Genomic DNA, 24,738 nt, shown 5'->3' with positions numbered 1-24,738 from the left:
CCAACGAGAACACCAACGGCCTGCTACGTCAGTACTTCCCCAAGGGCACCGACCTGTCCCGCTGGAGCGCAGACGACCTCGAAGCGGTGGCCCACACCCTCAACAACAGACCCCGCAAGACCCTCGGCTGGAAGACCCCCGCCGAAGTCTTCGGCGAAGCACTACAATCCCTGAAACAGGCCGGTGTTGCAACCACCGGTTGAACCTGCCCAATACGTTGCCATTGCCTACACTGAACGGCTCATCACCGCAGGAATCACCCCATCAGTCGGAACAGTCGGCGATAGCTACGACAATGCCCTTGCTGAAACCGTCAACGGCTTGTACAAGGCCGAGCTGATCTACTCCCAGCCGGCCTGGAACAGCCTGACCGATGTCGAGTTCGCGACCATGAACTGGGTCCACTGGTGGAACACCACCCGGCTGCACGAAGCACTGGGCTACAAGACACCAGCAGAAGTCGAAGCCCAATACACCGAAAGCCTCACCAACGATGAACTGTCTTTACCAACCATCTAGGAACGAAACCCAGGACGGTTCACATCGACGATGGGGTAACGAAACGGAACCCCACGGCAATGATCCTGAATCGCCTTGCTCGTATTGGTGTATCCAAGCGCCGTTACCGCATCACGGCCACAGAAATACACCTTGTCCTCATGCTCGACAGTTCGGATCGTTCCAAAGGCATCGTTAGTGAATACCTGAAGATCTCTCGTAGCCATGTTTGGCTCCTTCTAAGAGCCAGGATTGACGTGAATTCCAGCAAGCCACGGGTGCGGCCGCTTCGGGCTCTCACGTATACGCCCCTGAGCGTGCAAGAATCCGGACACCCGGTCTTGCTGAAATACTCAGGCCACTCGCTCACATGAGAAGCTTGAGCGGTGATGCAGTCCGATTCTTTCTCCCAACGCTCGACTATCCGCAGTATTGCGAATGTCCTGGCCAGTACTGATTTGCCGAGCCTAAGCGGAAGCCAAATCGACGAACTTCTCCTCGACATTGGAGCGCCACCGCGTGTTGCCGGGAGTAAGCGAGAAGGACTGTTTGGCGCGCTTACGGAGGGAATGTCCGCAGCGCAAGCAGGTCAACACACTCGTGAGTTCATAGCGACGGCGATGAGCCCGACACGGTATACCACCGATCGTCAGCGTTGGGATGATTTGCGCCGCTTGCTCAACAAGGTGCTGGCGACCGAAGGATGGCATATCGACGATGCTGGCGAGTTGACCCAACTCGCTGAGGCGGCACGCACATTCGATGATATCGAGCGTCTCACCAGCTCTCTTGTGGGGGAGCTTCAGCGGCGCAGTACCCACGAACGCCTGATGGAGTATTGCAGCCAAGAACTGATCGCCGAGTCTCTGTTCCACGCGGTATCCGAGACAGCCAAGTCGATTCCTGACCGCATCCGCATCCTTACTGGGTCTACAGACGATGGTCAAAAGTTGTTCGACGCAGCTTTGGGAACAAACAATTCTGCCCCTAAGCTCGTGATTAATAGCTTTTCACGGAGTCGGAAAAATCGGAACACAAGGGTTTAGGCAGGTGCATGCAGACGTACACGCTGGTGGTTCAGAATGCGGTGGACCGTACTGAACTGGGGGTTGCAACTGCGGCGGTGCAGTTCTTCCGTAACGTCGGGTCCACGATTGGAATTGCGGTGCTGGGGTCGATCATGAGTTCGGCGATGATGCCTAAGATTCAAGAACATCTGCCTGCGGGGGGCCAAGAATATGGGCGGCTCGATGGGTGCGGGTTCAGGGGTTGGTTCTGCCTTGGATCCGGCGAAACTTGAAGCCTTACCAGGCCCAATTGCCGATGCCATTCACCAGGGCATGGGCGAAGCGATGCATTTAGTTTTTGTAAGTGGCGTGCCCTTCGTTGCAGCCGCACTTGTATTGGCACTGTTCTAAGCAGCTGACTCTGAGGACAACCCACTAGAGTCGCTTGTCTGCTGGGGTGGCCGTTCCCGAGGTGGTAGAAAGTAGGCCCGCACCTCCCCAACCGCGACCTGCCAGGATGAACTGATTTCTCACCTGGCGGGAGGCGCTAAAGGAAAGTGCGGGCCCTCGTTGTGCAGGACTTAGCTCTTGCGACGGCGTGCAGCTACAAGTAGCGCAACACCAGCAACAGCAAGTGCACCAGCGGTCAGTCCAACCGGAAGTACCGTGGCACCGGTACGGGACAGGGAGTTGCCGTTGTTCGAAGCGGTGCCGTTTGAACCATTTGCACCAGTGCCGTTCGAATCATTCGAACCAGTGTTGTCACCTGAACCGCCCGAGGTGCTGTTCGGACCGTTGTCGGAGTCGCCTCCGTCTCCTTCAGCAGGAGCTTCCGTCTGTTTGTCGTCAGGCTTCCTGCTGTCGTCGTTGTCGGACTCACCAGGCTGAGCCGGTTCGTTTGGCTCCTGCGAAGGTGCTTCACCGGGCTCCTCGCCAGGCTGCTCCTCTGACGGTTCCTGTGACGGGGCTTGAGTTGGCTCCTGCGACGGCTCCACAGGTGGTTCCTGCGTTGGCTGTTCGCCTGGTGCTTCACTCGGCTTTTCACTTGGCGGAGTCGAGACGTCTCCGTCTTCACCACCTGGCTTGTGATCCACGACGAACGTGAGACGTTGCGTCTTCGCTGTCACACTGCCACCAGCCCTTCGTGCACCGCCCACCTCCTGCTTGGCGCGCGCCGTCACGTCGATCGTGTACGTTCCAGGTTTGGTGAATGCCCACGCAGTGTGCATGTGGGTTCCGGGCGGAAGAGGAATGTCTGCAGCCTTCTCGCTGGATGCGTACATCGTTTGAATGGAGCCGAGGTTCTCCGTGTAGGCAAACCATTTTCCGCCTTCAGGTGCGCTCACAGGTGTGAGTGTCATCGTCGCACCTTCGGGATACTTCATGCGGTCGAGTGTTTCGCTTGAGAACCCTGGCCACACACGGCCTGGTTGTTGAGCTTGCGGCAGAATGTAGAGTTCAGTGCCTTTGGGACCGAGGACGTCGTAGCTTGGGTTGGCAAGCACGTTGCCTTCACGCTTAACCTTCGCAAGTTTCGTGACTTCCAGGGTCGTCGAGTCGATAGTGCGTGTCACGGATTCCTGTGCGTGCTGTCGCGAATCGTCACCGAGCGCTACGGTCAGTTCACCATTGAGGTCCATGGCACGCAGGTCGACGTGTCCGTTATTAATCGTGACAGGCGTGTTGAGGAGACTTTCGTCAGAGCCGTCGTTTCCGTCGCCTGGGTTTGGTGTTTCACTACCGTCGCCTGGGTCGGGTGTGGTGGTGGCACCGCTTTCGGAAAACTGGGTCTGAACTGTATTGCCCGTGTTACTGACCTGTCCAAGGTCAATGGTGTCTGTATTACCAATTGCGGCGCGCGGCTGTGGCTCCAATGTGAGCCGTAGCGTGTACTCGTCTCCCTTGCAGTACTCGCGACTAACTTCGAGCGTACGGCGCCCAGGGCCACTTACACCATCTACCGCACACGTTGGTTCGTCGTAACCTTCTTCGTAAAAGCCACCCGTGATGTTGTAGATAAGAGAGTCATCAGCGGGTTTCGTGTCAATTGTGACTCGGTTGCCGTCACCTTGGGTGTGTGCGTTGACGGACACATCGCGCGAGTTCACCGTTACTTCGCCTGTTGAGAAGTCTCCGGCAGGTGTGTCAGGTGTTTCTGTGGGGAATTGCCCTGTGTTCGTGGTGGACACTGCTGTCTGCCCGGTGCTTGAGGTCAGGGGTGCACTGATCCAGCGTGCAGCACCCTGGGTGGGCACAAACACGGCCTGGAAACTTGATGTGTGAGAGCCGATCATTTCGCCCCACGTTGCTTTACCACCCGTAACAGGGATTTCGGCGAGGTGGTAGCCGTCGATGTAGAACACGACCGTACCTTCAGCGGCGTCGTTACCAGCATTGAAAGTAAGATCAGTGAGGTTCTTATCGCCGTCTTTTTCATTGCCTGCGTGTGGGGCGATCGTGAAGCTCGGAGCGGAATTGCCCGTGACACCTGCGGCCTGGTCATACGCGACCCTCACGTCACCGAGCTTTTCGTCGGCGGGGTTGGTACCACCTACCCGCCACACTAACGTGGTTGGTTTTGAAGCCGTGAAAGAACCGTCAGATTTCCGCGCACTTGCATCGAAAGTGACTTCGTAGCGGCCCGGCTTTGTAAACGTGGTGATGTTGTGGGTGTGCGTACCTGGGTCTAACCACACTGTCCGAGAAACCTTGTCGTGGGAGGAGAACAAGCGAGTCACCGGTAGGTCGCCGAATGTCGAATAGTTGAACATGTTCATTTGGCCGGGGCCATTAAAGCCCACGAGTTCCAGGGCGAAATTCCCGTCACGGAACTGTTCAATAGGGACTGCGGTGTCAGCGCCGAAACCTGACCAAATGGGGCTATTGCCAGGCCCAGGGACCTGTGGGGCCATGTAGAGAAGCTGGCCGTCCTTGCCAAGAAAGCCGAGGCGGTGGTCGTTAGTAACTGGGAATACGTAGTTCTGGCTACCGTCATAGTTGTAGCCACGACCCACCCAGTTTGCTGTCTTGTCCAGCGGAGCTGTTTTCCCGTTCGACTGTGAGTTGATGTCGAATGTGTTCGCCTCTTTGTTCCAAAAAACTTTGGGCGCGTCAACGTGTGCTTTCGTCTCGACGCTACGATCGTCATCTGGTCCCGCGAAGGCAGGAGTGGTGGCGAACGAAAAAGCCGTAATTGCAACAGCCGCGAGTGAGGCACAGGTTGCACGAAATACGCGCATGAACCTCTCCTTTAATGTAAGTATTCTCACTGACAAGAGCCAGCGGAATAACACTACCATGACACAAGGAGACTTGCCGTATGCATAAGCATCCACGAATGTTATGCAGTATCGCTTATACGCCGCTTCAAACCGATAAAACAGGGTCAACGCGACGAGGGTGACGCTAAAGTGCACGCTCCCTTAGATAGCGGTTTAGGCGCGGGAGGTAGTGACTAGGGAACGCACGGGGTCTGATCTCCTTGCACATGACCCCAAGGTGTTACACCTTATTTCCGCAGCGTGAGTTTCGGTAGCGAATTAACGATCTTCACCGTCTCTACACTCACATAGGTGATCTTCTTGATGAGGTCCACAATGTAGCGCGGGTTTCCGTGCTCCAGACCCCAGTCGCTGGGGTCGTTGACAATGCCGGAGTCCTTGTCAGTCTTCACCTGGTATCGATCCAGAATCCACTCCAAGGCCGAACGTGACCCGAGCATGTATTCGTGAGCCTCATCCGGAATGCCCGTCAGTGTGATGTTGTCATTCACCACAATCTGCGTTTTGTTCGGCGTACGAGACTTCCCGCCCCAACGCAGCTTCTGCACACGATAGAAATCTAGGTCGTCAGTATCGCCAAACACGGCTTCTTCACCCAACGAATACTCCGGCTGCTCCTCATAGCGAATGTGCAGTTCCAACAGCTGCTCACCGGCTTCAACGAACTTACGGAAATCCTCCGCCGTGTCCGGCAACGAGATCTGCGGCAGCTGCCGTTTAAGGTCAGCCGTATAGGTGCTCCGATACAGCTCCGAATGAAGCAGAGCGTAAATGCTTGCGAAGATGTCGTCCTTCGTCACCCCGTCACCGAACGCTGCTTGGTAGCGCTGGAGCGCGTCATCAGAAATATTGTCGATCCGCCTGTATCCGTTGACGACGGTGTCACCCGAAACGCGGCCATCGGTCAGGTCGAACGTCCCCTGCGGATCGCTCGGCCCTGATGAGTCATCCAGCTTTTCGTACGTAAACCGTGGGAAGAACTGGCCAGTCTCAATTAGATGCAAGTCTGGGATCACGTTGACAGCCAAAACTGCAAAGTGGTGTCCTCCTCCACCCGACAAGCAATAAAACCCGTAGTTCTCCATTCCCGCTTCCGGGAACATCCGCGGAACCTGGCTGCGTTCATGATTGAGTCCCGACCCAAAAGCAAGACTGGATTTCATGAAGGGCCTGTAGATACTCCTGCGGAACGTGTCTGAGCTGATTTCAATCTGTCTGTCCCGGGCCGCCCAGTTACGCAAAGAGCGGGACCATTTGATCCTCGTTGCGTCCAAATACTCTGGATTGTCTCCAAGCCATTTCTGGACATCGGTTTCGTTACGGTGCTCACGCGGTTCAGCCTGGTAGGAAACGCGCACCTCATCAAATGTCCCACTAGAGCGGCCACATTTGACCTCAGCTTCTTCTCACTGAAGTTGTAGACCCACGCATCACGATTAGTCTGCAAGCCTGCTGAGTACGTTGAGAACAATGCCCTCGTAGTTTCATCACGATGCTTATCGCCAATCGGATAAAACGCCTGAAACGCGTCTGACGACTGGTTGATCCATTCGCCACGCTCGTTCAGCTCAAGCTCAGACCATTCGATAGTGCCAACGTCGGATGTCTCTACGATTTCGAGCTTCTTCACGGCTCAGATAGTCGCCAATGTCGTTGTAGTGCAGCACGCACGGCCCTGCGTGAGCAGGGTCTTTGACCGCCAACATGATGGCAACAGTCGCGCGGCTTCCCGCTTCGAACGCATTTCCGCCTTCTTTGCGACGCTGTTCTCCCGAGGTTCGAGCATTACCTCGCAAGTTGTGCACATACAGGTGGTTAAAGTCGTCGATGAGGCTGTTTCTCAACCCGTCGGCTGAATTCGAGTCGATATACCCACCGTTCGTCACATAGGCCAAAACGCCCTGGTCGTCCAAACGGCCAGCTCCCCAGCGAATAGCCCGAATGTAGGAGCCGTACAGGCTGTTGACGTTTCCGCCCTTGGTTGTTCGTTTGGCAGCGTAAGTGTCGCGGATTCGGCTATCGAGTGTCGGATACGTCTGATTTGGGTTGTTATCGTTCGCGCTCGTTTGTCCGGCTGAGTACGGCGGGTTGCCCAGAATAATCTGTATGGGGCAGTCCAGCTGGCGAGTGGCACGTTCGCTGTTCTGCGTGAACATTTGCGTGTCGAGGGTGTCGCCGTCTTCTGACATCTGGAATGTGTCAGCCAGGACGATTCCCTCAAACGGCGTGTACTCACCACCCATAACACCGTGGTAGGTGGCCTCAATATTGATAGCGGCCACGTAGTAGGCCAACAGCATGAGTTCGTTCGCGTGGAGTTCGTTCGCATATTTGCGAGCCAGGTCGTGCGTGTTGATGATGCCCGACTGCAGCAGGCGCACAATGAAGGTTCCTGTACCCGTGAACGGATCATCCGCTGCACAGACTCCGATGTGTAGTCCGGCTCGGGGAGGTGGCCGTAGCGTCGCACCGACTCATCTCTGGCGCCGGTCGCATACGCTTCTGTATCTAGCTCGGATAGGAGACGCAGGCGGGTGTTCTCGGCGGTGATCGGCAGGATGGTGCGATGACTTATTGGGAACACCCCAAGCCTGTGCAACGCCTCCGCGCGGTGGATATCCAAGATCTTGCCAGAGCATCGGTGAGATTATTAGATGCTGGGGGGCTGAAAGCACTAACCCTGCGTGCTGTCGCTCAAGACATCGGTGTAGCTCCCGCTAGTCTTTACTCACGCGTGGAATCGGTAGATGATCTCTACGATCTTGCCTTGGATATAGCATTAGCGGACGACGCACAGATGGCGGTAGCGACCCGTGAGGCTGAGCTGCCATTGCTGATGCAGTGCTTTTTTACACATCTCACCACTCATCGGTGGGCCGGTCAGGTCATCGGCATGCGGGCCCCTCGGGGCCCAGCGTATTTGGCCCTGTCCGAGCGGATGTGCGTGTTATTGGACAGCGCAGGAGTGGCCGATCCGCTCGGGACCGCCTATCAGTTGTCCAATGTGGTGATAGGGTCGGCGCTCACTGCGCCCATGGCCTTCGATGAAAAACGCGTGCCCGTCGATGCCGAGCGGGCGCCGACCTACGCTCGACTCAAGGCCACACACCAGATCAGTCCCCACAAAGTTCTGGCAGATGCTGTGGACGCGCTGCTGTCACGATGCCACACGATGTGAGGGAGCTGCGCGGTGCCTATCACTAAGGCGTGACATCCAGAACCCCAAACATCCGGTATGCGGGATGATTGCTCGGCCTGGGGCTGACCGTGCTTGTGGGTTTTCTCATGCCCGATGAGCTAGCCATAGCGGCACGGGTGACCGCCGCGGTCGTCGTGCTGATGGGAACCTGGTGGGTTACCGAAGCCGTGCCGTTGCCGGTTACTGCCATGGTGCCACTTATCGCGTTCCCGGCCACCCAGGTGTTTCCCCTGGATGAAGTCGCCGGATCATATGCCAGCGAGATCATCTTCTTGTTGCTCGGCGGATTCCTGCTCGCACTTGGCATTCAGCGTTGGAACCTGCACCGTCGCATCGCCATACTCATCGTCTTGGTCGTGGGGACGAAACCTTCCCGGATGATTCTGGGGTTGATGATGGCCACCGCTGCGCTCGGTATGTGGGTCTCCAATACCGCCACCGCGCTGATGATGATTCCACTGGTGCGCGAGGAAGGCGGGGGTCGTGATGTGGGGGACGCCGATTCCGGCCACTCACAATTCGGTATTGGGCTGATGATTGCGATTGCCTATGCCGCCACGCTCAGTGCCTGTGATTCCATCATCGCCTCACCAGGCAATATCTTCGTGGTGGGATACCTGCAGGAAACGGTCGGTGACCAGGTCGGCTTCTACTGTGGATGCTGTTTGGCATTCCGTTTTTGATCGTCTTCCTCGTCCTGGGTTGGCTGATCATCACCAAGGTTTTGTTTCGCCCGGAGGTGAAAGATCTCCCTGGAGGTCGCGACCTCTTCCTTGCGGAACTGAAGAAATTGGGCCCGATGGGTTCAGGCCAACTGGGTATCACGATGATGTTTCTGAGCGCTGCAGTGTCCTGGATCGTGGTCCCGGTGCTCTTTGACGACCCCTGGGCCACCGAGGCGGTGATCGCCCTGGTTGCCGGCGTGGCTACCGTCGTGATCCCTGCTCAGCCATCCAAAGGTGTGATGCTGATGAATGGGGAAACCGCGCTGAAGACACCGTGGGGTGTGCTGATTCTTTGTGGTGGGGGATGAGCGCTCTCGGCCCAAGTGACCGACAGCGACTTGGCTGATTGGCTGGGTGCTTCCCTGGGCGGCCTTGGTGCCGTTCCAGTCTGGGTGCTGGCCCCGATGGTGGTGCTACTGGTGATCGTCCTGAGGGAATTCACGTCTTCGATGGCCACGATCACCACCTTTGTACCGATCGTGGCTGGGGTCGCCGCCTCCGTGGGACACGACCCGGTGATTTTCGCGATGGAGGTGACCCAGGCCTGCCAATATGCCTTCATGCTTCCGGTTGCTTCCACGCCCAATACGATTGCGTTCTCTACCGGGGAGCTGAAGATCTCTCATATGGTCAAAGCCGGACTCTGGATGAATGTGGTCGGTTTGATCCTGGTCAGTTCCCTCGCTCTCTTCGTTCTTCCGGTCATTCTCCGGTAGCCGGTCACGCGGTGCGCCGTTGACCTGGAGAAACAGGTAGTATTCGACCATGTCCAGAACCCAAACCAGACGTGTCGTCTCGCTGTGGCAGCTGTGGGCTACTCTGGTAGTGCTCAGCCTGGTGCTGACCGGTTGCACCAACCAAGAGCGGGGCAATCCTGATGGTTGGGTCGAGATCGTGCCTGAGACCGTCCCCGAGATTGCTGCGTTGGTTCCCGAGGACCTGCAAGAACGTGGCGTGCTCCGGATGGGCACCAACACGCCCTTTGCACCCTTCGAATTCAAAGACTCCGATGGCACCATCATCGGCACCGAAATGGACCTGGGACGAGCTCTGGCCTCAGTGATGGGTCTAGAGTTTGAACCGGTAGAGCAGGACTTCGCCCTCATCCTGCCCTCGGTGTCATCCGGCACCGTGGATGTGGGCGGTTCCGGATTCACCGACACCGAAGAGCGTCGGCAGAACTACGATTTCGTCAATACGCTCTACGCCGGCATTCAGTGGGCCCAGCACGCCGAGCGCGACGCAGAGATCGATCCCGAACATCCCTGTGGACTCACCGTGGCCGTGCAACGTAATACCGTGGCCCAAACCGATGAGATCATTCCCAAGTCCCAAGCGTGTGCAGAAGCCGGCGAGGAACCGATCGAGATTCTGGCCTATGACACCTCGGATAATGCCGCGACCGCGTTTGTGCTGGGTCGGGCTGATGCCTTCGCCGCGGATTCTCCGATTGTCAGCTGGGTTGAAGACCAAGCCGACGGCGAGATTCAGGAGGTCGGGCCGATGTATCACGCCGCTCCCTACGGTTTTGCTGTGCCGAAAGATGCAGAACTCACCAACGCGCTGGTCGCAGCCATGGATCATCTCATTGAAACTGGTACCTACGAAGAGATTCTGGACCAATGGAATATTCAGGACGGTCTGATTGAAGAACCCTTAGTCAACGAAAAACCCGTCGAGATCCCCTCATCCCACACACTCGCGCCCTAGTGGAGCCAGCACATGACAGATCACACCACAGCTAAGACATCACCCGAGAGCCGAGCGGTTAGGCCCGAACCCATTCGCGCCAAGCCCTTGCGCCATCCCGGTCGGTGGGTAGCCGCCGCCGTGGTGGCCGGATTGCTGTTGTGGTTCGTGATCTCGGCGCTGAACAACGAGAACTACGGATGGGACGTCTACCGTTCTTACCTGTTTGACACCCGCATCATCAACGCCGCCGGACATACCCTGGCACTGACCGTGCTGTCGATGCTGTTCGGCGTCATCCTCGGATCGGTCACTGCGGTGATGCGGATGTCGCCGAATATCGTGCTCAAATCGGTGGCGTGGCTGTACCTGTGGATCTTCCGTGGCACCCCAATCTACGTCCAGTTGGTGTTTTGGGGGCTGGCCGGCTCGTTGTACCAGTCAATCAACCTCGGATTTGCCGAGATCGACGTGCAGTCGTTGCTGTCGAATATGTTCGTCCTGGCCGTGGTCGGCCTATCGCTCAATGAAGGCGCGTACATGTCCGAAATTGTCCGCTCCGGCATTCAAGCGGTCCCCGAAGGACAGGTGGAAGCCTCCCAAGCGTTGGGCATGGGCTGGTGGCTGACCATGCGTCGCACCATCCTGCCGCAAGCGATGCGCATCATCATTCCACCCACCGGCAACGAGCTGATCTCGATGCTGAAAACGACCTCCCTGGTCGTGGCAATCCCGTACTCGCTGGAGCTTTACGGCCGGTCGCTGGATATTGCCAATGCGCTGTTTGATCCGGTGCCGATGCTGTTGGTGGCAGCCACCTGGTACCTGGCGATCACCTCGGTGCTGATGATCGGACAACACTACCTGGAAGAGCATTTCAACAAGGGAGTCTCCCGCGAACTGACGCCACGTCAGTTGGCCGCACTGGCCGACGCGGAAGGTGATTTCCCCTCCAACATCACCCTGGTCAACTCCGCAGACAAGGAGCGTCGTAACCGATGAATGCTCAAGCCAGCCTGACACCCATGATTGATGCTCAGCAGATCTGGAAGTCCTACGGAGATCTGGACGTGCTCAAAGGCATCGATCTACAGGTTGACCCCGGAGAAGTCACCTGTCTGATTGGCCCCTCGGGCTCGGGCAAGTCCACGTTTTTACGATGCGTGAATCACCTGGAGCAGATCACCGCCGGCCGACTCTACGTCGATGGAGAACTGATGGGCTACCGGGAACAGAACGGGGTACTGCACGAAATCACGCCGAAACAGGCCGCCGCCCAGCGCTCTGAGATTGGCATGGTGTTCCAACAGTTCAACCTCTTCCCGCACCGCACGGCGTTGGAGAACATCATCGAGGCACCCGTCAAGGTGAAAAAGCAGCCCCTGGATAAGGCCCGAGCCACCGCGAAGAAGCTCTTGGCCCAAATGGGTCTGGCTGCGAAAGCCACCGCCTATCCGGCCCAGCTTTCGGGTGGTCAGCAACAACGTGTCGCCATCGCTCGGGCGGTGGCGATGAACCCGAAACTGATGCTGTTCGACGAGCCCACCTCGGCGCTGGACCCAGAGCTAGTCGGAGAAGTCTTGACCGTGATGCGCGAGCTCGCCGAGGATGGAATGACCATGTTGGTGGTCACCCACGAAATGGGCTTTGCGCGGAATGTCGCCGATACGGTGGTGTTCATGGACGGGGGAGTCGTGGTCGAAGCAGGGGAGGCCGGGCAGGTCATCGAAGACCCCCAGCAACGTCGCACCCAGGAATTCTTAGCCAGTATCCGACGTTAGTGTCGGGCTGGGCCGTCGGGAAGGGAGCAGCTCATGGCCGAGCCACAGGTTTACGTGCTGGGTAGCGCTAATGTGGACCGTTATCTGTTGGTCGAACACATCGTGCGGGCAGGGGAGACCATTCTTGCCCAGGACACTTCCGCCTCACTGGGCGGAAAGGGACTCAACCAGGCGGTGGCCTCCGCACGCTACGGGGCGAGAACGCATCTGGTGGGATGTCTCGGAACTGATGTCGAAGCTGAGTTGATCTTCGAGACCATCACGTCCGAACCCCGTCTCGATACCTCGCTGATGACCCAGGTGGAGTCCCATCCCACCGGCATTGCCACCATCCAGCGTGATCCGGCCGGGGAAAATAGCATTATTGTGGCCGCCGGAGCCAATGCTGCCTTGCATCCCGACCATGCCGTCGCGGCGTTGAACCAAGTCAGCACCGATGATCTCGTCCTGGCCCAGCTGGAGATTCCCTACCCCACCGTGGTGGCCGGACTCCGCGCTGGGCAGCGGGCTGGTGCTCGCACTGTGCTCAACGCTGCCCCGGCAACCACTCACGCTGAGGTGCTGGAGTACACCGACGTGCTGGTGGTCAATGAGATTGAAGCCACCACGTTGAGTGGCGATACCTCGGGTCTGGGCACCGTTGATCTGGCTACTCGACTCTCCCAGCGCTATCACCTTGATGTGGTGGTGACCCTGGGCGAGCGCGGGAGCCAGGTGTGTACTCAGCAGGGCCAGAAGCTGGTGACGGTGCCGGCGCGAGACACCGACGTGGTCGATACCACTGGCGCCGGGGATGCTTTCACGGGAGCCCTGGTGGCGGCCTTGGTCGCTGGCGAAGACGTGGTCACGGCAGCCGCCTGGGGCACCGTCGCCGGATCCTTCGCCTGTGAGTCCCAGGGCACCCAAGGTTACCCCACACGACAGCCGGACCTGGAGGAAAAGGTTCCGGCCATTCTGGACGCTATCCGCTAGAGACCGAACACCTCGCGCAGATGCGGACTCAGCATCGTCCCGGAGGAATCCAGACATTGACGCACCCGGAGGAAATCCTCCCAGTGTTCATAGCGTGTAGCACACTGCTCGGCGGTCAGTGTATGCCACTTACCCCAGTGAGGCCGGCCCTGATACGCCGACATCACCTCGCTGACGGTGGCAAAGTAGTCGGCGAAATCCTCTGGGGCGTGCCGGTGCACGGCAATATAGCCGGTGGTTCGACCCTGGCTGGTGGCTAACCATCCGCTATCGGCGGCCGCACTACGCACCTCGATCGGGAATGTGGCTGATAAGCCCCGATCACGCAGGGCTCGGTCAAGTTCGCGTAGTACTTCGGGAACTGCCTGGAAATCTACGGCGAACTCGGTCTCGTTGAACCGTACTCGCCGCGGTGAAGCAAAAGCAGTCGCCCAATTCTTGATCCGCTCGGATTGACCCCACCCCCGAGTGGTGAGGTCATTGAGCCGTGGGGTCACCTGCGGTGCCAGATTGCCCAGCCGGCAGATCGCAGCGAATCCGGCGTTACTGATCACCTCCTCGCGCACCAGCCCGGTGAGGTCTTGACCTCGTTGCACGAGGCGGGAATGCCGGGCCGGAGTCTGTGCCACGGTTCCGGCGGGAAGCCGATGAGAGGTTTTGGTGACCGCCTGCTGGCTACGCATGAACCAAAAGAACTCAAAGTGGTCGTTGTCAGTGTTCAGCTGTTCCCACCCATCGAGTACCTCGTCGATGGGTTGCAAGCACTGGCTGGTGTGCAGATCATAGTCGGGGACCAGTTGCAGGGTGACCTCGGTGAGGACACCACAAGCGCCCAGGGTCACCCGCAAGGCGTCCAGCAGTTGCGGGTGTTGATCGGAAACTTTCAGGTGCTCGCCGTCGCCGGTGATCATAGCCAATCCGGCAAGTTGGGAGGAAAGCCCACCGAACCGGAGTCCGGTGCCATGAGTTCCGGTGGAGATGGCCCCGGCAATGGACTGGCGGTTAATATCACCGAGATTCTCCATCGCCCACCCCGTGCCGGCCAACAGGTGCGGGATCTGCCACAACTTTGTACCGGCTGCTAGCGTCACCCGCCCGGCGCGATGATCGATGTCGATTAGCCCGCTGAGATGATCGGTGAGCACCTGGATGTCTTCACCGACCGCGACGGCCGAAAAGCTATGTCCAGAACCGACCGGACGTACCTGCCGGCCGGTGGTTCGGGCCCGGGTGAGAATGGCCTGTAGTTCATCCACCGACCTAGGATTCAGGGTGGTGCGCGGGCTCCACCGGTAATGACCCGACCAATTCCGCTGTGATCCGATGGGTTTTCGACGTGGTAACCACCGTGGTATTGCCATCACCACACCTGTCCTTCTCCGCGATAGGTCGTGACCACTCCGAGATGGTCAGCGCCATCAACGACGTGCAATTCATTGAGATGCTCACATAGCTCTCCGGCCTTGGTATGGCGCATCCACACTCGGTCGCCAATACTCACTTGGTGACCGGCAGCTACGGTCATTGGGGTCTGCACCTCGCCGGCACCCTCCCGCGAGGTTAGGCGTAACCCCTCGGGGTAGACCGGAACCGGTAACCGGTCTGGTCCGGGTGCTCCGGAGGCAATCCATCCGCCACCGGCGGCGGTGACGTACCCGGGTGCCGGTATCCGGGTGATATCCAAGACGAAGTAGGTAGCCGGGCGCTGCGTGAAGGTGGTGTAGTGATCGAAATAGTGGGAGGCGTAGAGCCCTGAGCCGACCGTGATCTCGGTGACTGACGGATCAATCCTGGTGGACTCCACCGAGCCGGTGCCCCCGCCGTTGACGAATTCCAGCTCGGTCAGCTCGCCGATAGCGGACACCGCCGCACCACGGCGGGCGGTCAGTTCAGGCACCGAGAGCTTCTTCAGCATCCGCACCGCAGGGCTGGTGTCGTTCACCCCGGCCACTTGAGCCTCATAGCCCATGATCCCCACGAGGTTGAGCGCCGGGGTCGCGATCACTGCACGGGCTGCGTTGACCGCCTGCTGGCGGTGGTGAATGGGCGAGCGCCGGGTCCCTAAGTGCAAGCCCGCAAACCGGTAGGAACAATCCAGGTCCAAACAGACTCGAAACCGGTGGGGCGGCGAGCCCGCCTGGCGGTGCACTGAAGCCAGCAGCCCGAGGTGGTCAGGGTGGTCGACCATCAGGGTGATGGCATCGCTGAGTGTCTGGTCGCTGATCAGCTCTGTCAGTACCGCGGTATCGACGCTGGGATAGGCGACCACCACATCATCCAGACCGTCACGCACCAACCAGATCGACTCGCGCAGTGAATAGGCCAGAACCCCCTGAAAACCCGGCACACGCAACACCGCATGAAGCACCGGCACAGAACGCACCGATTTAGAAGCCACCCGTAGCGGGATCCCGTCGGCACGGTTGCGCAGGGTAGCAACATTGGTGGTGAAAGCCCGCCGGTCTAGCACACCCAGGGGCGCGCTGAACCCCGTGATAGCGCGAGCCATCTCCGCAAAGCCGGACCGTTGCTGCGCGCTGGGTGTATCGCTGGTGGTAGCCAGGTCGCTGAGCCCGAGCAACTCGGTGGCAGCGTCCGGGGTGGCGGGCTGGCGATGAGCGGGCAATGTGTGTTCTGTCACACTGATAGCATATCGTGCCACCGGCCCAGCGGATGGTTTTTAGTGCTTGTGATACAGCTGTGTTTTGCGCTGATACTTTGGCTCGGAGGTGACTTGCATCCCCAGGGACCGGAAGATGCCCTCATCCACCGAGCCCAGAATAGTCGTGGTGTGTACATCGCAGCCACGCAGATTCTTGATCTGGTCAATGGCTCGGGCTGCCGTGGGATTGGAAGCGGCCGAGACCGATAGCGCAATGAGCACCTCATCGGTATGCAGACGCGGGTTCTTCGAACCTAAGTGCTGGGTTTTCAGGGTCTGGATCGGCTCAATCGACTCAGGAGACAGCAGGTGTTGGTGATCGTCAATGCCGGCCAAGTACTTCAGTGCGTTAAGTAACATCGCCGCGGAACACCCCAACAGCGGTGAGGTCTTGCCGGTAATAATCTTGCCGTCGGCGACTTGCATGGCGCTGGCCGGCTGGCCGCTCTTCTCAGCCCGCTCCAGGGCAGGTGCGACCACCACGCGGTCATGAGGCTCCACCCCGGCTTTGGCCATCACAATCCGAATCCGGGATGATACGGTGTCGTCGATATCGGCTTTGAATTCATCGACCTTGGCCTTATACCAGCGCCGGATGATCTCTTGTTGAGCGGCGTGCTGGCAGGCGAGATCGTTACTGATGCACCGACCGGCCATATTCACGCCCATATCGGTGGGCGACTGATAGGGCGATGTTCCCGAGAGCTTTTCCAGCATCGCCTTTAGCAGGGGGAAGACCTCGACGTCGCGGTTATAACTGGTCACCTTTTCGTCATAGGCGGTCAAGTGATACGGGTCGATCACGTTAATATCGTCGAGGTCGGCGGTAGCGGCCTCATAGGCGAGGTTAACCGGGTGTTCTAGGGGGAGGTTCCAGATCGGGAAGGTTTCAAACTTGGCATAGCCGGCGACGACACCTCGTTGGTACTCGTGATAGATCTGCGATAGCGAGGTCGCCAATTTGCCAGACCCCGGTCCCGGTGCGGTGACGACCACCAGGTCTCGGGTCGTTTCGGCGAATTCGTCCTGTCCGAATCCTTCGTCGGAAATCACCCGGGACGTGTCATTGGGGTATCCGGGAATGGTGAAGTGGTGCGAGACCTGCAGTCCGGCATTCCCGAGGCGACGAGAGAAGTCTTTCGCGAGGGCATTATCGTCTGAATATTGTGTAATCACGACGTTCTGCACCAGGAATCCGCGTTCGCGAAACACGTCGATGAGCCGTAGCACATCTTCTTCATAGGTAATGCCTAAATCGGCACGAATCTTCTGACCTTGGATATCGAAAGCATTGACACAGATGAGGATTTCCAGCTCATCGCGGAGCTGATGGAGCATCGAGATCTTATTGTCCGGGGTGAAACCGGGAAGGACTCGGGAAGCGTGGAAATCATCGAAGAGCTTCCCACCCATTTCGAGGTAGAGTTTGCCGCCGATCTTCTCGCGACGTTCGATAATATAGCGTGACTGTAACTCAATGTAGCGTTGCGGGTCGAAACCGTGAGGGTGAATGGTGGATGGCTCTGGAGCAACGAATTCACGCAGTGTGGTCATGTCTGTCCATTCAAGCACCTTCTGCTGGGACAAACCTGACACCCCGCCGCGTGATGTGAGATTAGCCGGTGAGTTGAGCAGTAGCGAGGATGAGGCCAGAAGGCGAGGACTATTCTTGCCCCGGTGGATAGGTGAGAATGAGGAAGACAGTTATGAACGCAACAACGGCATGGCCGGCGATTGTGGAGTATGTCAGACAGGACCCCGAGGCTCGTTTTCCCCGGTTACTGGCCCTGGATATGGACGGGACCCTGCTGGACGGGGCCAAGAGAATTCCGGATTCGTTCTGGTCATTAGCCCAGGATCTACATCGGGCGGGATGTCAGGTGGTGCCCAGCTCGGGGCGCCAGCTGGCGACCTTGTCAGAGATGTTTGCTTCAGACGAAACGATCAGCGACTTCGTGGCGGAAAACGGTGCTGTGGTCGCCAGTCAAGGCCAGGTTATCGCCACCCAATCGTGGAACAAGCCCACGGTGATGGCCACATTAGGGGCGATCACCGCTGCCACGACCGGACTAGACCGGGTAGGGGTGGTGGTCTGTTCAGCTGCGGAAGCGCTCATTCGCCAGGTTGATCCGTCCCTGTTCGAGGCCATTCAGGCCTATTACCGGAGCCTGCGGTATGACGATGAGCTGGTGAGCACCGTCGGTCGTGCAGAGTTTGACGTCGTGAAGATCGCCGTCTACATTCCCAACGCGGATCAATACCAACGGTTCCTGACGAGTCTCGAAGAGCATGCCGCAAATACTGAGCAGCTCGCCACTGTCGATATCGTGCGCTCGGGACGTCAATGGGTTGACATCATGGATTCCCGCGTCAGTAAAGCCACGGGGTTGTCCGCTTTGGGAAAGCATCACGAGGTCTCACTACAAGACTGCATGGCCGTGGGAGATTACCTCAATGATCTGCAGATGCTTAAAGGCGTTGGCACCTCGGTCGTGGTCGCTAATGCTCATCCTGAGGTATTCGAGGTGGCAGATTTTGCGATTGGCGCCAATACAGATCACGGAGTGATTGCCTTGATGGAAGCACTCGTGGAATACGCGCCTTAGACCTGACATCGACAGGCCGAGTACGCCAGACGCTCGGTCTGCGTCAGCTCTCATGGTGGTGGTCGTTTCAGGGCTCCTGCGCGACTCATAGTTATATTCTGACGATCTTCACCACCGGCACCCCTTAGACACAATCCCTAGTGGTTTTCCGTTATGGAGTCCACTAGGGATTGTGTTTTGTCAGGTTACGACGCGCGACACGCGGGGTGAGATAAGAAACTTTTTGGCGATTTTTGGGTGGACAACCTCATGCACACGTTGTGGATACCCTGCGTGGTGTTGAGCCAGAAGCGCGCGTTCGTGCGGATGCGCAACTGCTGTTCATCTGCCATTCACCCTCATGTTCTGTGGACAAGCCTGTGGAGGAGTTACAGGCATGTAATCCACAGGATATTGTGGTTGCTTGCAAAGCTCATCCCTAGATGTAGTATTAAACAAGATCGATCGCCACAACGTACCTGACCTGGCAGATCGAATAAAGAGACCAAGAACCCCGGATTGGTTGTCAAGCGTTGCTTTGAAAAACCGTCCTTGTTTTTCAGGAGATAGATCATGAGCGTGACCGTTTACAGCAAGCCAGCCTGCGTTCAGTGCAACGCTACCTACCGTGCCCTGGATAAGAAGGGTATCGAGTACAAGGTGGTCGACATGTCTGAAGACATGGAGGCACTGGAGCAGGTGCGTGCACTGGGCTACATGCAGGCTCCTGTCGTGATGACCGAAGGTGACCACTGGTCAGGTTTCCGTCCCGACAAGATTGCTGAGCTCGGCCAGCAGCAGGCCACCACTGTCGCCTAACACCTTTTTCTGTCAGGAGGGAGTCACGAGATGAGCACCGCGGTCGCAGATCGTTCATTTATTCGCTCCCCAGAACAGCAGCAGCTGCAGACCACCAATGCTCGGCTGATCTATTTTTCATCGGCGTCAGGCTACACCCACCATTTCGTGGAAAAACTTCAGCTACCAGCTGGGGAAACCGCCCGGTTGCCGTTGATGACCAAAGAACCCACCCTCGAAGCACAACAGCCTTTTGTGCTGTTGCTTCCCACTTATGGTGGGGGAGACGGTCGCGGGGCCGTCCCCAAACAGGTCATCAAATTCCTCAACCTCAAAAAAAACCGGGACCTACTTCAAGGCGTGATCGGTTCTGGAAATACCAATTTTTACGATGCTTATTGCCTGGGTGCCGACATCATCTCCGCCAAGACCCAGGTACCGGTAATGTACAGGTTTGAACTGATGGGCACCGCCTCCGACGTTGCCCGCGTTAAAGAAGGATTGGAAGAATTTTGGCAACAGCAGTCACGGAACAAGAATTGATTCAGTCCGCTAAGTCGATGCCCGAAGCATGGCAGAACATGGGCTACCATGAGCTGAACGCCATGCTCAATCTCTACGGGCCCGACGGCAAGATCCAGTTTGAGGCCGATCACGCTGCTGCTCGACAGTACTTCTTACAGCACGTCAATAAGAATACTGTCTTCTTTCACAGCACCGATGAGAAGATTAAGTACCTCATTGAGCACGACTACTATGAGCCAGAGACTTTCGAGCAATACTCGAAAGAATTTGTTGACTCACTCTTCGACCGTGCCTACGCATATAAGTTCCGTTTTCCCTCCTTCTTGGGAGCGTTTAAGTTCTACACCTCTTATGCGCTGAAGACCTTCGACGGCGAACGCTACCTGGAGCGCTATGAAGACCGTGTGGTGATGAACGCACTCTACCTGGGCCGTGGCGATGAACAACTAGCCACTAATCTGCTGGATGAAATCATCGGCGGACGGTTCCAGCCTGCCACCCCAACCTTCTTGAACGCGGGGAAGAAACAGCGGGGCGAACTAGTGTCGTGCTTTTTGCTACGGGTTGAAGACAATATGGAATCTATCGCCCGTGGCATCAACTCCTCACTGCAGCTGTCCAAGCGTGGTGGTGGCGTGGCACTGTCGCTGACCAACTTGCGTGAAAACGGCGCACCGATCAAGCACATCGAGAACCAGTCCTCGGGCGTGGTCCCGGTCATGAAGCTACTGGAGGACTCCTTCTCCTACGCCAACCAGCTCGGTGCCCGTCAGGGGGCCGGGGCCGTATACCTGCACGCCCACCACCCCGACATCAACCGGTTCCTCGACACCAAGCGCGAAAATGCTGATGAGAAAATCCGGATCAAGACCCTGTCTTTGGGAGTGGTGATCCCTGATATCACCTTTGAACTGGCTAAGAAGAACGAGGCCATGTACTTGTTCAGTCCCTATGACGTTGAGCGGGTTTACGGTAAGCCGTTTAGCGATATCTCGGTGACGGAAAAGTACTACGAGATGGTCGATGATCCTCGGATCCGCAAGACCAAAATCAACGCTCGTGATTTTTTCCAGACGCTAGCGGAAATCCAGTTCGAATCGGGCTACCCCTACATCGTTTTTGAAGACACGGTCAACAGGGCCAACCCGATCAAGGGTCGGATCACCATGTCGAATCTGTGCTCAGAGATCCTGCAGGTCTCGGAAGCCTCCACCTACGCCGAGAACCTCGACTACGAGTTCGTGGGCAAGGACATCTCGTGCAATCTCGGATCAATGAACATTGCCAAAGCTATGGACTCCGGAGACCTGGGTGGCTCGGTGGAGACCGCGATCCGGGCGCTGACTGCTGTGTCGGATCTGTCCAACATTGCTTCGGTGCCTTCGGTCGCCAAAGGCAATGCCTCCTCGCATGCCATCGGTCTGGGGCAGATGAACCTGCACGGTTATCTCGGACGCGAACACATCCACTACGGCTCCGAAGAAGGCCTGGACTTCACCAACATGTATTTCTACACGGTGCTGTACCACGCGTTGCGGGCCTCCAACAAGATCGCGATCGAAACCGGAGAACGTTTTGGAGGATTCGAGGACTCGGACTACGCCTCCGGAGTGTTCTTCGATAAGTACACCGACCAGGCGTGGCAGCCGGCGACCGAACGGGTCGCTCAGCTCTTTGCCGACAGTGGCATTGACATCCCGACCCAGGATGACTGGCGGGAACTGAAGGACTCGGTGATGACCCACGGGATCTACAACCAGAACCTACAGGCCGTCCCACCGACAGGTTCGATCTCCTACATCAATAACTCGACCTCCTCGATTCACCCGATCGCGTCCAAGATCGAGATTCGTAAAGAAGGCAAGCTGGGTCGTGTCTACTACCCGGCTCCCTACTTGAATAACGACAACTTGGAGTACTTCGAGGATGCCTACGAGGTCGGATACCAGAAGATCATCGACACCTACGCCGCTGCGACCCAGCATGTGGACCAAGGGCTGTCCCTGACACTGTTCTTCAAAGACACCGCCACGACCCGCGATGTCAACAAGGCTCAGATCTACGCCTGGACCCACGGCATCAAGACCATGTACTACATTCGGATTCGCCAGCTGGCGTTGGAAGGAACTGAAGTCGAAGGTTGCGTATCGTGCATGCTGTAGGGTCGTGAGCGGATTCGTTCCGCACTTGTCTCCCTACTCCGTGACGATCTGCTCCAAAGGACACCAAGGACATCATGACACCTGAAGAAGTCAAAGCACGGTTCACGAACTTTCAGGCCATTAACTGGAACGATATAGAAGACGAAAAAGACCTGGAGGTCTGGAATCGTCTGACCTCGAACTTCTGGTTGCCTGAAAAAGTTCCGCTCTCCAACGACCTGCAGTCGTGGGCGCGAATGACCGACCAAGAAAAAGACGTGACCATGAAGATCTTTGCGGGTCTGACCCTGCTTGATACCATTCAGGGCACGATTGGTGCGGTCTCGCTGATGCCGGACTCGCTGACTCCGCATGAAGAAGCGGTATACACCAATATCTGTTTCATGGAATCAGTTCACGCCAAGTCCTATTCCTCGATTTTTTCGACCTTGGCCTCCTCGGACGTCATTGACCAGGTGTTTCGCTGGGCCGGGGACGAACCCACGTTGCAGTACAAGGCCTCCCACGTGGTCGAACACTACGAAGGCGATGACCCCCAGAAGCGCAAGATTGCCTCCACGATGCTGGAATCTTTCTTGTTCTACTCCGGGTTCTACTGGCCGATGTACCTGTCTTCCCAAGCACGTTTGACCAACACCGCAGACTTGATCCGACTGATCATCCGTGACGAGGCCGTGCACGGGTACTACATCGGATATAAGTATCAGCGCAACCTGGTCAACGATAGCCCGGAGCGGCAGGCAGAGCTGAAGGAATTTACCTTCGACCTGCTGCAAGATCTCTACGACAACGAAGTTACCTACACCCACGACATCTACGATCAGCTGGGATTGGCTGAAGACGTCAAGAAGTTCTTGCACTACAACGCCAATAAAGCCCTGATGAACCTCGGTTACGAGGCCATGTTCCCGGATACCCTCACCGATGTGAACCCGGCGATCCTCTCGGCGTTGAGCCCGAATGCTGATGAGAACCATGACTTCTTCTCCGGTTCTGGTTCTTCCTACGTGATTGGTAAAGCTGAGGAAACCGAAGACGACGACTGGGACTTCTAACTAATACTTCAAGCCACCACGATAGCTCAGCCCCGCAGAAGCCTGCGGGGCTGAGCTATGTTAGCTCCACGTCGAGAAGCAACGCCAAAGAGCCAAACAGATTGACAGGACGACTCTTTGAGAGTCATTCGGTCCCTTCGGGTGTGTGTGACCTCATATTTGTGGTGAAAAAGTGGTTAGATAGCGGTTATGGCTGAAGAAACACACTCCACACCACACGCATATTTCGTTCGATCCGGGGCATCCGAGTTCACTGAGGGAACTCGGATTTCATATTTCACCTCAACAGAACATGCCACTGGATCCTGGCAAGACGATGAACTGCACATGGCTGCTGTGTCTGGCCTGGTCGCCGCGGAACTGGAGGCCTATGAACCGCGTGAGAACTTCGCCACCTCACGTATCAGTTTCGATATTCTCGGCAAGCTTCATGCCGGCGAAGTGAAGGTCACCACCCGCAACATTCGCCCCGGTCGCACTATCGAGCTGGTTCAGTCCACTGTGGAGGCCCAAGGCCGTGCGGTACTGACTGCGCGGACCTGGCGACTCATTTCCTCTGATACGTCCCGGGCACACCGTCTGCATGATGACACACTTCTCGCTCCGATTGATCACTGTTCCCCGGATGCCGGCTTCAATAAGCGGTGGGCCGGGGGACTGGTGGCCTCCATTCAATCTCGGGCAGCAGACGACCACGCGCCGGGACACGGCCGGATCTGGGCCAATACGGAGATTCCCATGATCCTGGATGAGCCTACCAGCCCGTTCGTGCACGCGATCGGGATGATCGATATCGCCAACGGATTGGCACCAGCAGTTGAGCCCTATCACGACGAGGTCTATTTCGCCAACGTTGACCTGAGCATCCACCTGATGCGCGAACCCTCTGAGGACTGGCTGGGGATGGCCACCTCGGTGTCGTTGGGCGACAACGGTCTGGGGGTTACCTCCACGGTGCTTTCCGACAGCAAAGGATATCTCGGGCGTGCCGAACAGTCACTGTCGGTACGCGATATGAGGGCCTAACATCCATGCCTATCGTTGTGGCCGGTGACCCGACAGGTCTCCGGCCACTGCTGAATAAGTGCTTGTGATTGGTTTTCGCGATAATCTTTAGTATCCGCGATCAATCCATTCCTGCAGGTGGGGTTTTACGGTGCCGATGGTGCTGGACTCACCGTGACCGGTCAATACCCGCGTGGATTCAGGCAACTCCAACAACACCTCGGAAATCGATTTAATGATGGCGTCAAAGCTGGTGTAGGACCGTCCTCCGGTAGCACCGGGCCCCCCAGCAAAAAGTGTGTCACCGGTGAAGACCGCGCCCTGCCCATCTTCCAGCTCCGCAGAATAGAAACAGGTGGATCCGGGCGAGTGACCGGGGGTTTCAAACGCTGTTAAGGTGACACCAGCAATCGTGAAAGTATCTCCGTCCTGAATAGATCCGTCGGGACCTTGGACGGGGTAGACCGCGTCCCAGAGCATCCGGTCTTCAGCATTGAGCAAAACCGGGGCATCGACGAAATCACGAACTGTGAGAGCTTCGGAAATATGGTCATCGTGACCGTGCGTGAGCAGGATAGCGGCGACGTTGCGACCTTGGACTGCCTGATGGACAGCATTGGCATCGTGCGCTGGATCGATGATGATGCACTCGGTCGAGTTACCGACGATCCATACATTGTTGTCGACCTGATGGGTTTCGCCATCGAGACTAAAAGTTCCTGACGTTTCGAGGTGGTCAATGCGGGCTGTCATGGTCGGTTCTCCTTCGGACCGCTCAACGGTCGGTATCGGGT

Annotated in this window: 23 protein-coding genes and 3 pseudogenes; 17 read left to right on the top strand and 9 right to left on the bottom strand. The window is 57.3% G+C overall.

All coding sequences use genetic code 11. The annotated features are described in order from the left end of the window. On the top strand, window positions 1–203 hold a 203-nt coding region (locus tag DYI20_RS06860), incomplete at its 5' end, for an IS30 family transposase (RefSeq protein WP_147472542.1). A 4-nt stretch (window positions 204–207) separates the two neighbouring features. Then, a pseudogene (locus DYI20_RS06855) lies at window positions 208–519 on the top strand (integrase core domain-containing protein); the annotation flags it as partial. On the opposite strand, the gene DYI20_RS06850 reads toward DYI20_RS06855, so the two are convergent. Next, complete coding sequence (locus tag DYI20_RS06850) at window positions 516–725, bottom strand: BRO family protein (RefSeq protein WP_233242955.1); 210 nt, start codon at window positions 723–725, stop codon at window positions 516–518. The pseudogene DYI20_RS06855 and the gene DYI20_RS06850 overlap by 4 nt on opposite strands. A 162-nt stretch (window positions 726–887) precedes the next feature. Between DYI20_RS06850 and DYI20_RS06845 the strand changes: the two genes are divergently transcribed. After that, window positions 888–1,544, top strand: a complete 657-nt coding sequence (locus tag DYI20_RS06845; protein ID WP_233242956.1) for a TIGR02391 family protein — start codon at window positions 888–890, stop codon at window positions 1,542–1,544. 192 nt (window positions 1,545–1,736) lie between these two features. Further along, entirely contained in the window at window positions 1,737–1,916 is a 180-nt protein-coding gene (locus DYI20_RS12330) for a hypothetical protein (protein ID WP_166769800.1), read from the top strand. A 170-nt stretch (window positions 1,917–2,086) separates the two neighbouring features. Here the strand turns inward: DYI20_RS12330 and DYI20_RS06840 are convergent, their stop codons facing one another. From DYI20_RS06840 to DYI20_RS12325, 4 genes and pseudogenes are all read right to left on the bottom strand, one after another. Continuing rightward, window positions 2,087–4,744 (bottom strand): choice-of-anchor M domain-containing protein, encoded by a 2,658-nt coding sequence (locus DYI20_RS06840; RefSeq protein ID WP_122549165.1) that lies wholly within the window; start codon window positions 4,742–4,744, stop codon window positions 2,087–2,089. Window positions 4,745–5,013: 269 nt separating this feature from the next. After that, window positions 5,014–6,144 carry a type ISP restriction/modification enzyme gene (locus tag DYI20_RS06835; RefSeq protein ID WP_166769818.1) on the bottom strand — a complete coding sequence of 377 codons (1,131 nt, stop codon included), beginning with the start codon at window positions 6,142–6,144 and terminating at the stop codon, window positions 5,014–5,016. Window positions 6,145–6,170: 26 nt separating this feature from the next. Then, window positions 6,171–6,416: pseudogene (locus DYI20_RS12795) on the bottom strand (type ISP restriction/modification enzyme); the annotation flags it as partial. Continuing rightward, entirely contained in the window at window positions 6,361–7,167 is an 807-nt protein-coding gene (locus DYI20_RS12325) for a hypothetical protein (RefSeq protein ID WP_122549164.1), read from the bottom strand. The pseudogene DYI20_RS12795 and the gene DYI20_RS12325, both read right to left, overlap by 56 nt. A gap of 185 nt (window positions 7,168–7,352) precedes the next feature. Between DYI20_RS12325 and DYI20_RS06820 the strand changes: the two genes are divergently transcribed. The 7 genes and pseudogenes from DYI20_RS06820 to DYI20_RS06785 all read left to right on the top strand — a co-directional run bounded on the left by DYI20_RS06820 (window position 7,353) and on the right by DYI20_RS06785 (window position 13,152). After that, entirely contained in the window at window positions 7,353–7,964 is a 612-nt protein-coding gene (locus DYI20_RS06820; RefSeq protein ID WP_110098221.1) for a TetR/AcrR family transcriptional regulator, read from the top strand. 107 nt (window positions 7,965–8,071) lie between these two features. Beyond that, entirely contained in the window at window positions 8,072–8,668 is a 597-nt protein-coding gene (locus DYI20_RS12790; protein WP_147472541.1) for an SLC13 family permease, read from the top strand. Beyond that, window positions 8,644–9,426, top strand: a pseudogene (locus DYI20_RS12785) (SLC13 family permease). The gene DYI20_RS12790 and the pseudogene DYI20_RS12785 overlap by 25 nt, the downstream one beginning before the upstream one ends. 49 nt (window positions 9,427–9,475) lie before the next feature. After that, on the top strand, window positions 9,476–10,420 hold the full coding sequence (locus DYI20_RS06800) for an ABC transporter substrate-binding protein (RefSeq protein WP_110110076.1): 945 nt from the start codon (window positions 9,476–9,478) through the stop codon (window positions 10,418–10,420). A gap of 12 nt (window positions 10,421–10,432) precedes the next feature. After that, the gene (locus DYI20_RS06795; RefSeq protein ID WP_110101005.1) at window positions 10,433–11,401 is read left to right on the top strand and encodes an amino acid ABC transporter permease; all 969 of its coding nucleotides are present in this window, start codon (window positions 10,433–10,435) and stop codon (window positions 11,399–11,401) included. Continuing rightward, the gene (locus tag DYI20_RS06790; RefSeq protein WP_110101006.1) at window positions 11,398–12,180 is read left to right on the top strand and encodes an amino acid ABC transporter ATP-binding protein; all 783 of its coding nucleotides are present in this window, start codon (window positions 11,398–11,400) and stop codon (window positions 12,178–12,180) included. Before DYI20_RS06795 ends, DYI20_RS06790 begins: the two co-directional genes overlap by 4 nt. A 33-nt stretch (window positions 12,181–12,213) precedes the next feature. Beyond that, window positions 12,214–13,152 (top strand): ribokinase, encoded by a 939-nt coding sequence (locus DYI20_RS06785; protein WP_110101007.1) that lies wholly within the window; start codon window positions 12,214–12,216, stop codon window positions 13,150–13,152. Here the strand turns inward: DYI20_RS06785 and DYI20_RS06780 are convergent. Genes DYI20_RS06780 through DYI20_RS06770 form a run of 3 tightly spaced genes read right to left on the bottom strand, consistent with a single transcriptional unit; the run spans window position 13,149 to window position 17,368 of the window. Continuing rightward, window positions 13,149–14,513 carry a D-arabinono-1,4-lactone oxidase gene (locus DYI20_RS06780; RefSeq protein WP_147472540.1) on the bottom strand — a complete coding sequence of 455 codons (1,365 nt, stop codon included), beginning with the start codon at window positions 14,511–14,513 and terminating at the stop codon, window positions 13,149–13,151. The two genes, DYI20_RS06785 and DYI20_RS06780, sit on opposite strands and share 4 nt — an antisense overlap. Further along, window positions 14,513–15,793, bottom strand: coding sequence for an amino acid deaminase/aldolase (locus DYI20_RS06775; RefSeq protein ID WP_147472539.1), 1,281 nt, complete (start codon window positions 15,791–15,793; stop codon window positions 14,513–14,515). Before DYI20_RS06775 ends, DYI20_RS06780 begins: the two co-directional genes overlap by 1 nt. A 39-nt stretch (window positions 15,794–15,832) precedes the next feature. Further along, a complete protein-coding gene (locus DYI20_RS06770; RefSeq protein ID WP_110101010.1) occupies window positions 15,833–17,368 on the bottom strand; it encodes a DUF1846 domain-containing protein in 1,536 nt (511 codons plus the stop codon). Window positions 17,369–17,520: 152 nt separating this feature from the next. On the opposite strand from DYI20_RS06770, the gene DYI20_RS06765 reads away from it, so the two are divergent. From DYI20_RS06765 to DYI20_RS06740, 6 genes are all read left to right on the top strand, one after another. After that, window positions 17,521–18,420, top strand: a complete 900-nt coding sequence (locus tag DYI20_RS06765; RefSeq protein WP_158278413.1) for an HAD family hydrolase — start codon at window positions 17,521–17,523, stop codon at window positions 18,418–18,420. A 552-nt stretch (window positions 18,421–18,972) separates the two neighbouring features. Continuing rightward, window positions 18,973–19,218, top strand: a complete 246-nt coding sequence (gene nrdH, locus DYI20_RS06760; RefSeq protein WP_110098232.1) for a glutaredoxin-like protein NrdH — start codon at window positions 18,973–18,975, stop codon at window positions 19,216–19,218. 30 nt (window positions 19,219–19,248) lie between these two features. Next, window positions 19,249–19,740: a class Ib ribonucleoside-diphosphate reductase assembly flavoprotein NrdI gene (nrdI, locus tag DYI20_RS06755; RefSeq protein ID WP_110098233.1), complete on the top strand. Its 492-nt coding sequence runs from the start codon at window positions 19,249–19,251 to the stop codon at window positions 19,738–19,740. A gap of 17 nt (window positions 19,741–19,757) precedes the next feature. Beyond that, window positions 19,758–21,884, top strand: coding sequence for a class 1b ribonucleoside-diphosphate reductase subunit alpha (gene nrdE, locus DYI20_RS06750; protein WP_122549158.1), 2,127 nt, complete (start codon window positions 19,758–19,760; stop codon window positions 21,882–21,884). A gap of 74 nt (window positions 21,885–21,958) precedes the next feature. After that, entirely contained in the window at window positions 21,959–22,939 is a 981-nt protein-coding gene (nrdF, locus tag DYI20_RS06745) for a class 1b ribonucleoside-diphosphate reductase subunit beta (RefSeq protein ID WP_110110079.1), read from the top strand. Window positions 22,940–23,128: 189 nt separating this feature from the next. Beyond that, entirely contained in the window at window positions 23,129–23,965 is an 837-nt protein-coding gene (locus DYI20_RS06740) for a thioesterase family protein (RefSeq protein WP_122549157.1), read from the top strand. Between the two features lie 87 nt (window positions 23,966–24,052). On the opposite strand, the gene DYI20_RS06735 is transcribed toward DYI20_RS06740, so the two are convergent. Beyond that, window positions 24,053–24,697: an MBL fold metallo-hydrolase gene (locus tag DYI20_RS06735; RefSeq protein WP_110098236.1), complete on the bottom strand. Its 645-nt coding sequence runs from the start codon at window positions 24,695–24,697 to the stop codon at window positions 24,053–24,055. Window positions 24,698–24,738 lie beyond the last annotated feature (41 nt).

Source organism: Auritidibacter ignavus, from assembly GCF_003703835.1.
In the GTDB taxonomy this organism is placed as follows: domain Bacteria; phylum Actinomycetota; class Actinomycetes; order Actinomycetales; family Micrococcaceae; genus Auritidibacter; species Auritidibacter ignavus.
The sequence above is the reverse complement of the archived record's forward strand: the minus strand, read 5'-3'. Positions and strand labels throughout refer to the sequence as shown.

Coding starts and splice junctions, on each gene's coding strand:
- nrdI (WP_110098233.1), top strand. CDS start 19,249: ATGAGCACCGCGGTCGCAGATCGTTCATTTATTCGCTCCCCAGAACAG.
- DYI20_RS06740 (WP_122549157.1), top strand. CDS start 23,129: ATGGCTGAAGAAACACACTCCACACCACACGCATATTTCGTTCGATCC.
- nrdF (WP_110110079.1), top strand. CDS start 21,959: ATGACACCTGAAGAAGTCAAAGCACGGTTCACGAACTTTCAGGCCATT.
- DYI20_RS06845 (WP_233242956.1), top strand. CDS start 888: ATGCAGTCCGATTCTTTCTCCCAACGCTCGACTATCCGCAGTATTGCG.
- DYI20_RS06790 (WP_110101006.1), top strand. CDS start 11,398: ATGAATGCTCAAGCCAGCCTGACACCCATGATTGATGCTCAGCAGATC.
- DYI20_RS06820 (WP_110098221.1), top strand. CDS start 7,353: ATGACTTATTGGGAACACCCCAAGCCTGTGCAACGCCTCCGCGCGGTG.
- DYI20_RS06840 (WP_122549165.1), bottom strand. CDS start 4,744: ATGCGCGTATTTCGTGCAACCTGTGCCTCACTCGCGGCTGTTGCAATT.
- DYI20_RS06785 (WP_110101007.1), top strand. CDS start 12,214: ATGGCCGAGCCACAGGTTTACGTGCTGGGTAGCGCTAATGTGGACCGT.
- DYI20_RS12790 (WP_147472541.1), top strand. CDS start 8,072: ATGCCCGATGAGCTAGCCATAGCGGCACGGGTGACCGCCGCGGTCGTC.
- DYI20_RS06770 (WP_110101010.1), bottom strand. CDS start 17,368: ATGACCACACTGCGTGAATTCGTTGCTCCAGAGCCATCCACCATTCAC.
- DYI20_RS06800 (WP_110110076.1), top strand. CDS start 9,476: ATGTCCAGAACCCAAACCAGACGTGTCGTCTCGCTGTGGCAGCTGTGG.
- nrdE (WP_122549158.1), top strand. CDS start 19,758: ATGCCCGAAGCATGGCAGAACATGGGCTACCATGAGCTGAACGCCATG.
- DYI20_RS06735 (WP_110098236.1), bottom strand. CDS start 24,697: ATGACAGCCCGCATTGACCACCTCGAAACGTCAGGAACTTTTAGTCTC.
- DYI20_RS12330 (WP_166769800.1), top strand. CDS start 1,737: ATGGGCGGCTCGATGGGTGCGGGTTCAGGGGTTGGTTCTGCCTTGGAT.
- DYI20_RS06850 (WP_233242955.1), bottom strand. CDS start 725: ATGGCTACGAGAGATCTTCAGGTATTCACTAACGATGCCTTTGGAACG.
- DYI20_RS06765 (WP_158278413.1), top strand. CDS start 17,521: ATGAACGCAACAACGGCATGGCCGGCGATTGTGGAGTATGTCAGACAG.
- DYI20_RS06795 (WP_110101005.1), top strand. CDS start 10,433: ATGACAGATCACACCACAGCTAAGACATCACCCGAGAGCCGAGCGGTT.
- DYI20_RS06780 (WP_147472540.1), bottom strand. CDS start 14,513: ATGGCAATACCACGGTGGTTACCACGTCGAAAACCCATCGGATCACAG.
- nrdH (WP_110098232.1), top strand. CDS start 18,973: ATGAGCGTGACCGTTTACAGCAAGCCAGCCTGCGTTCAGTGCAACGCT.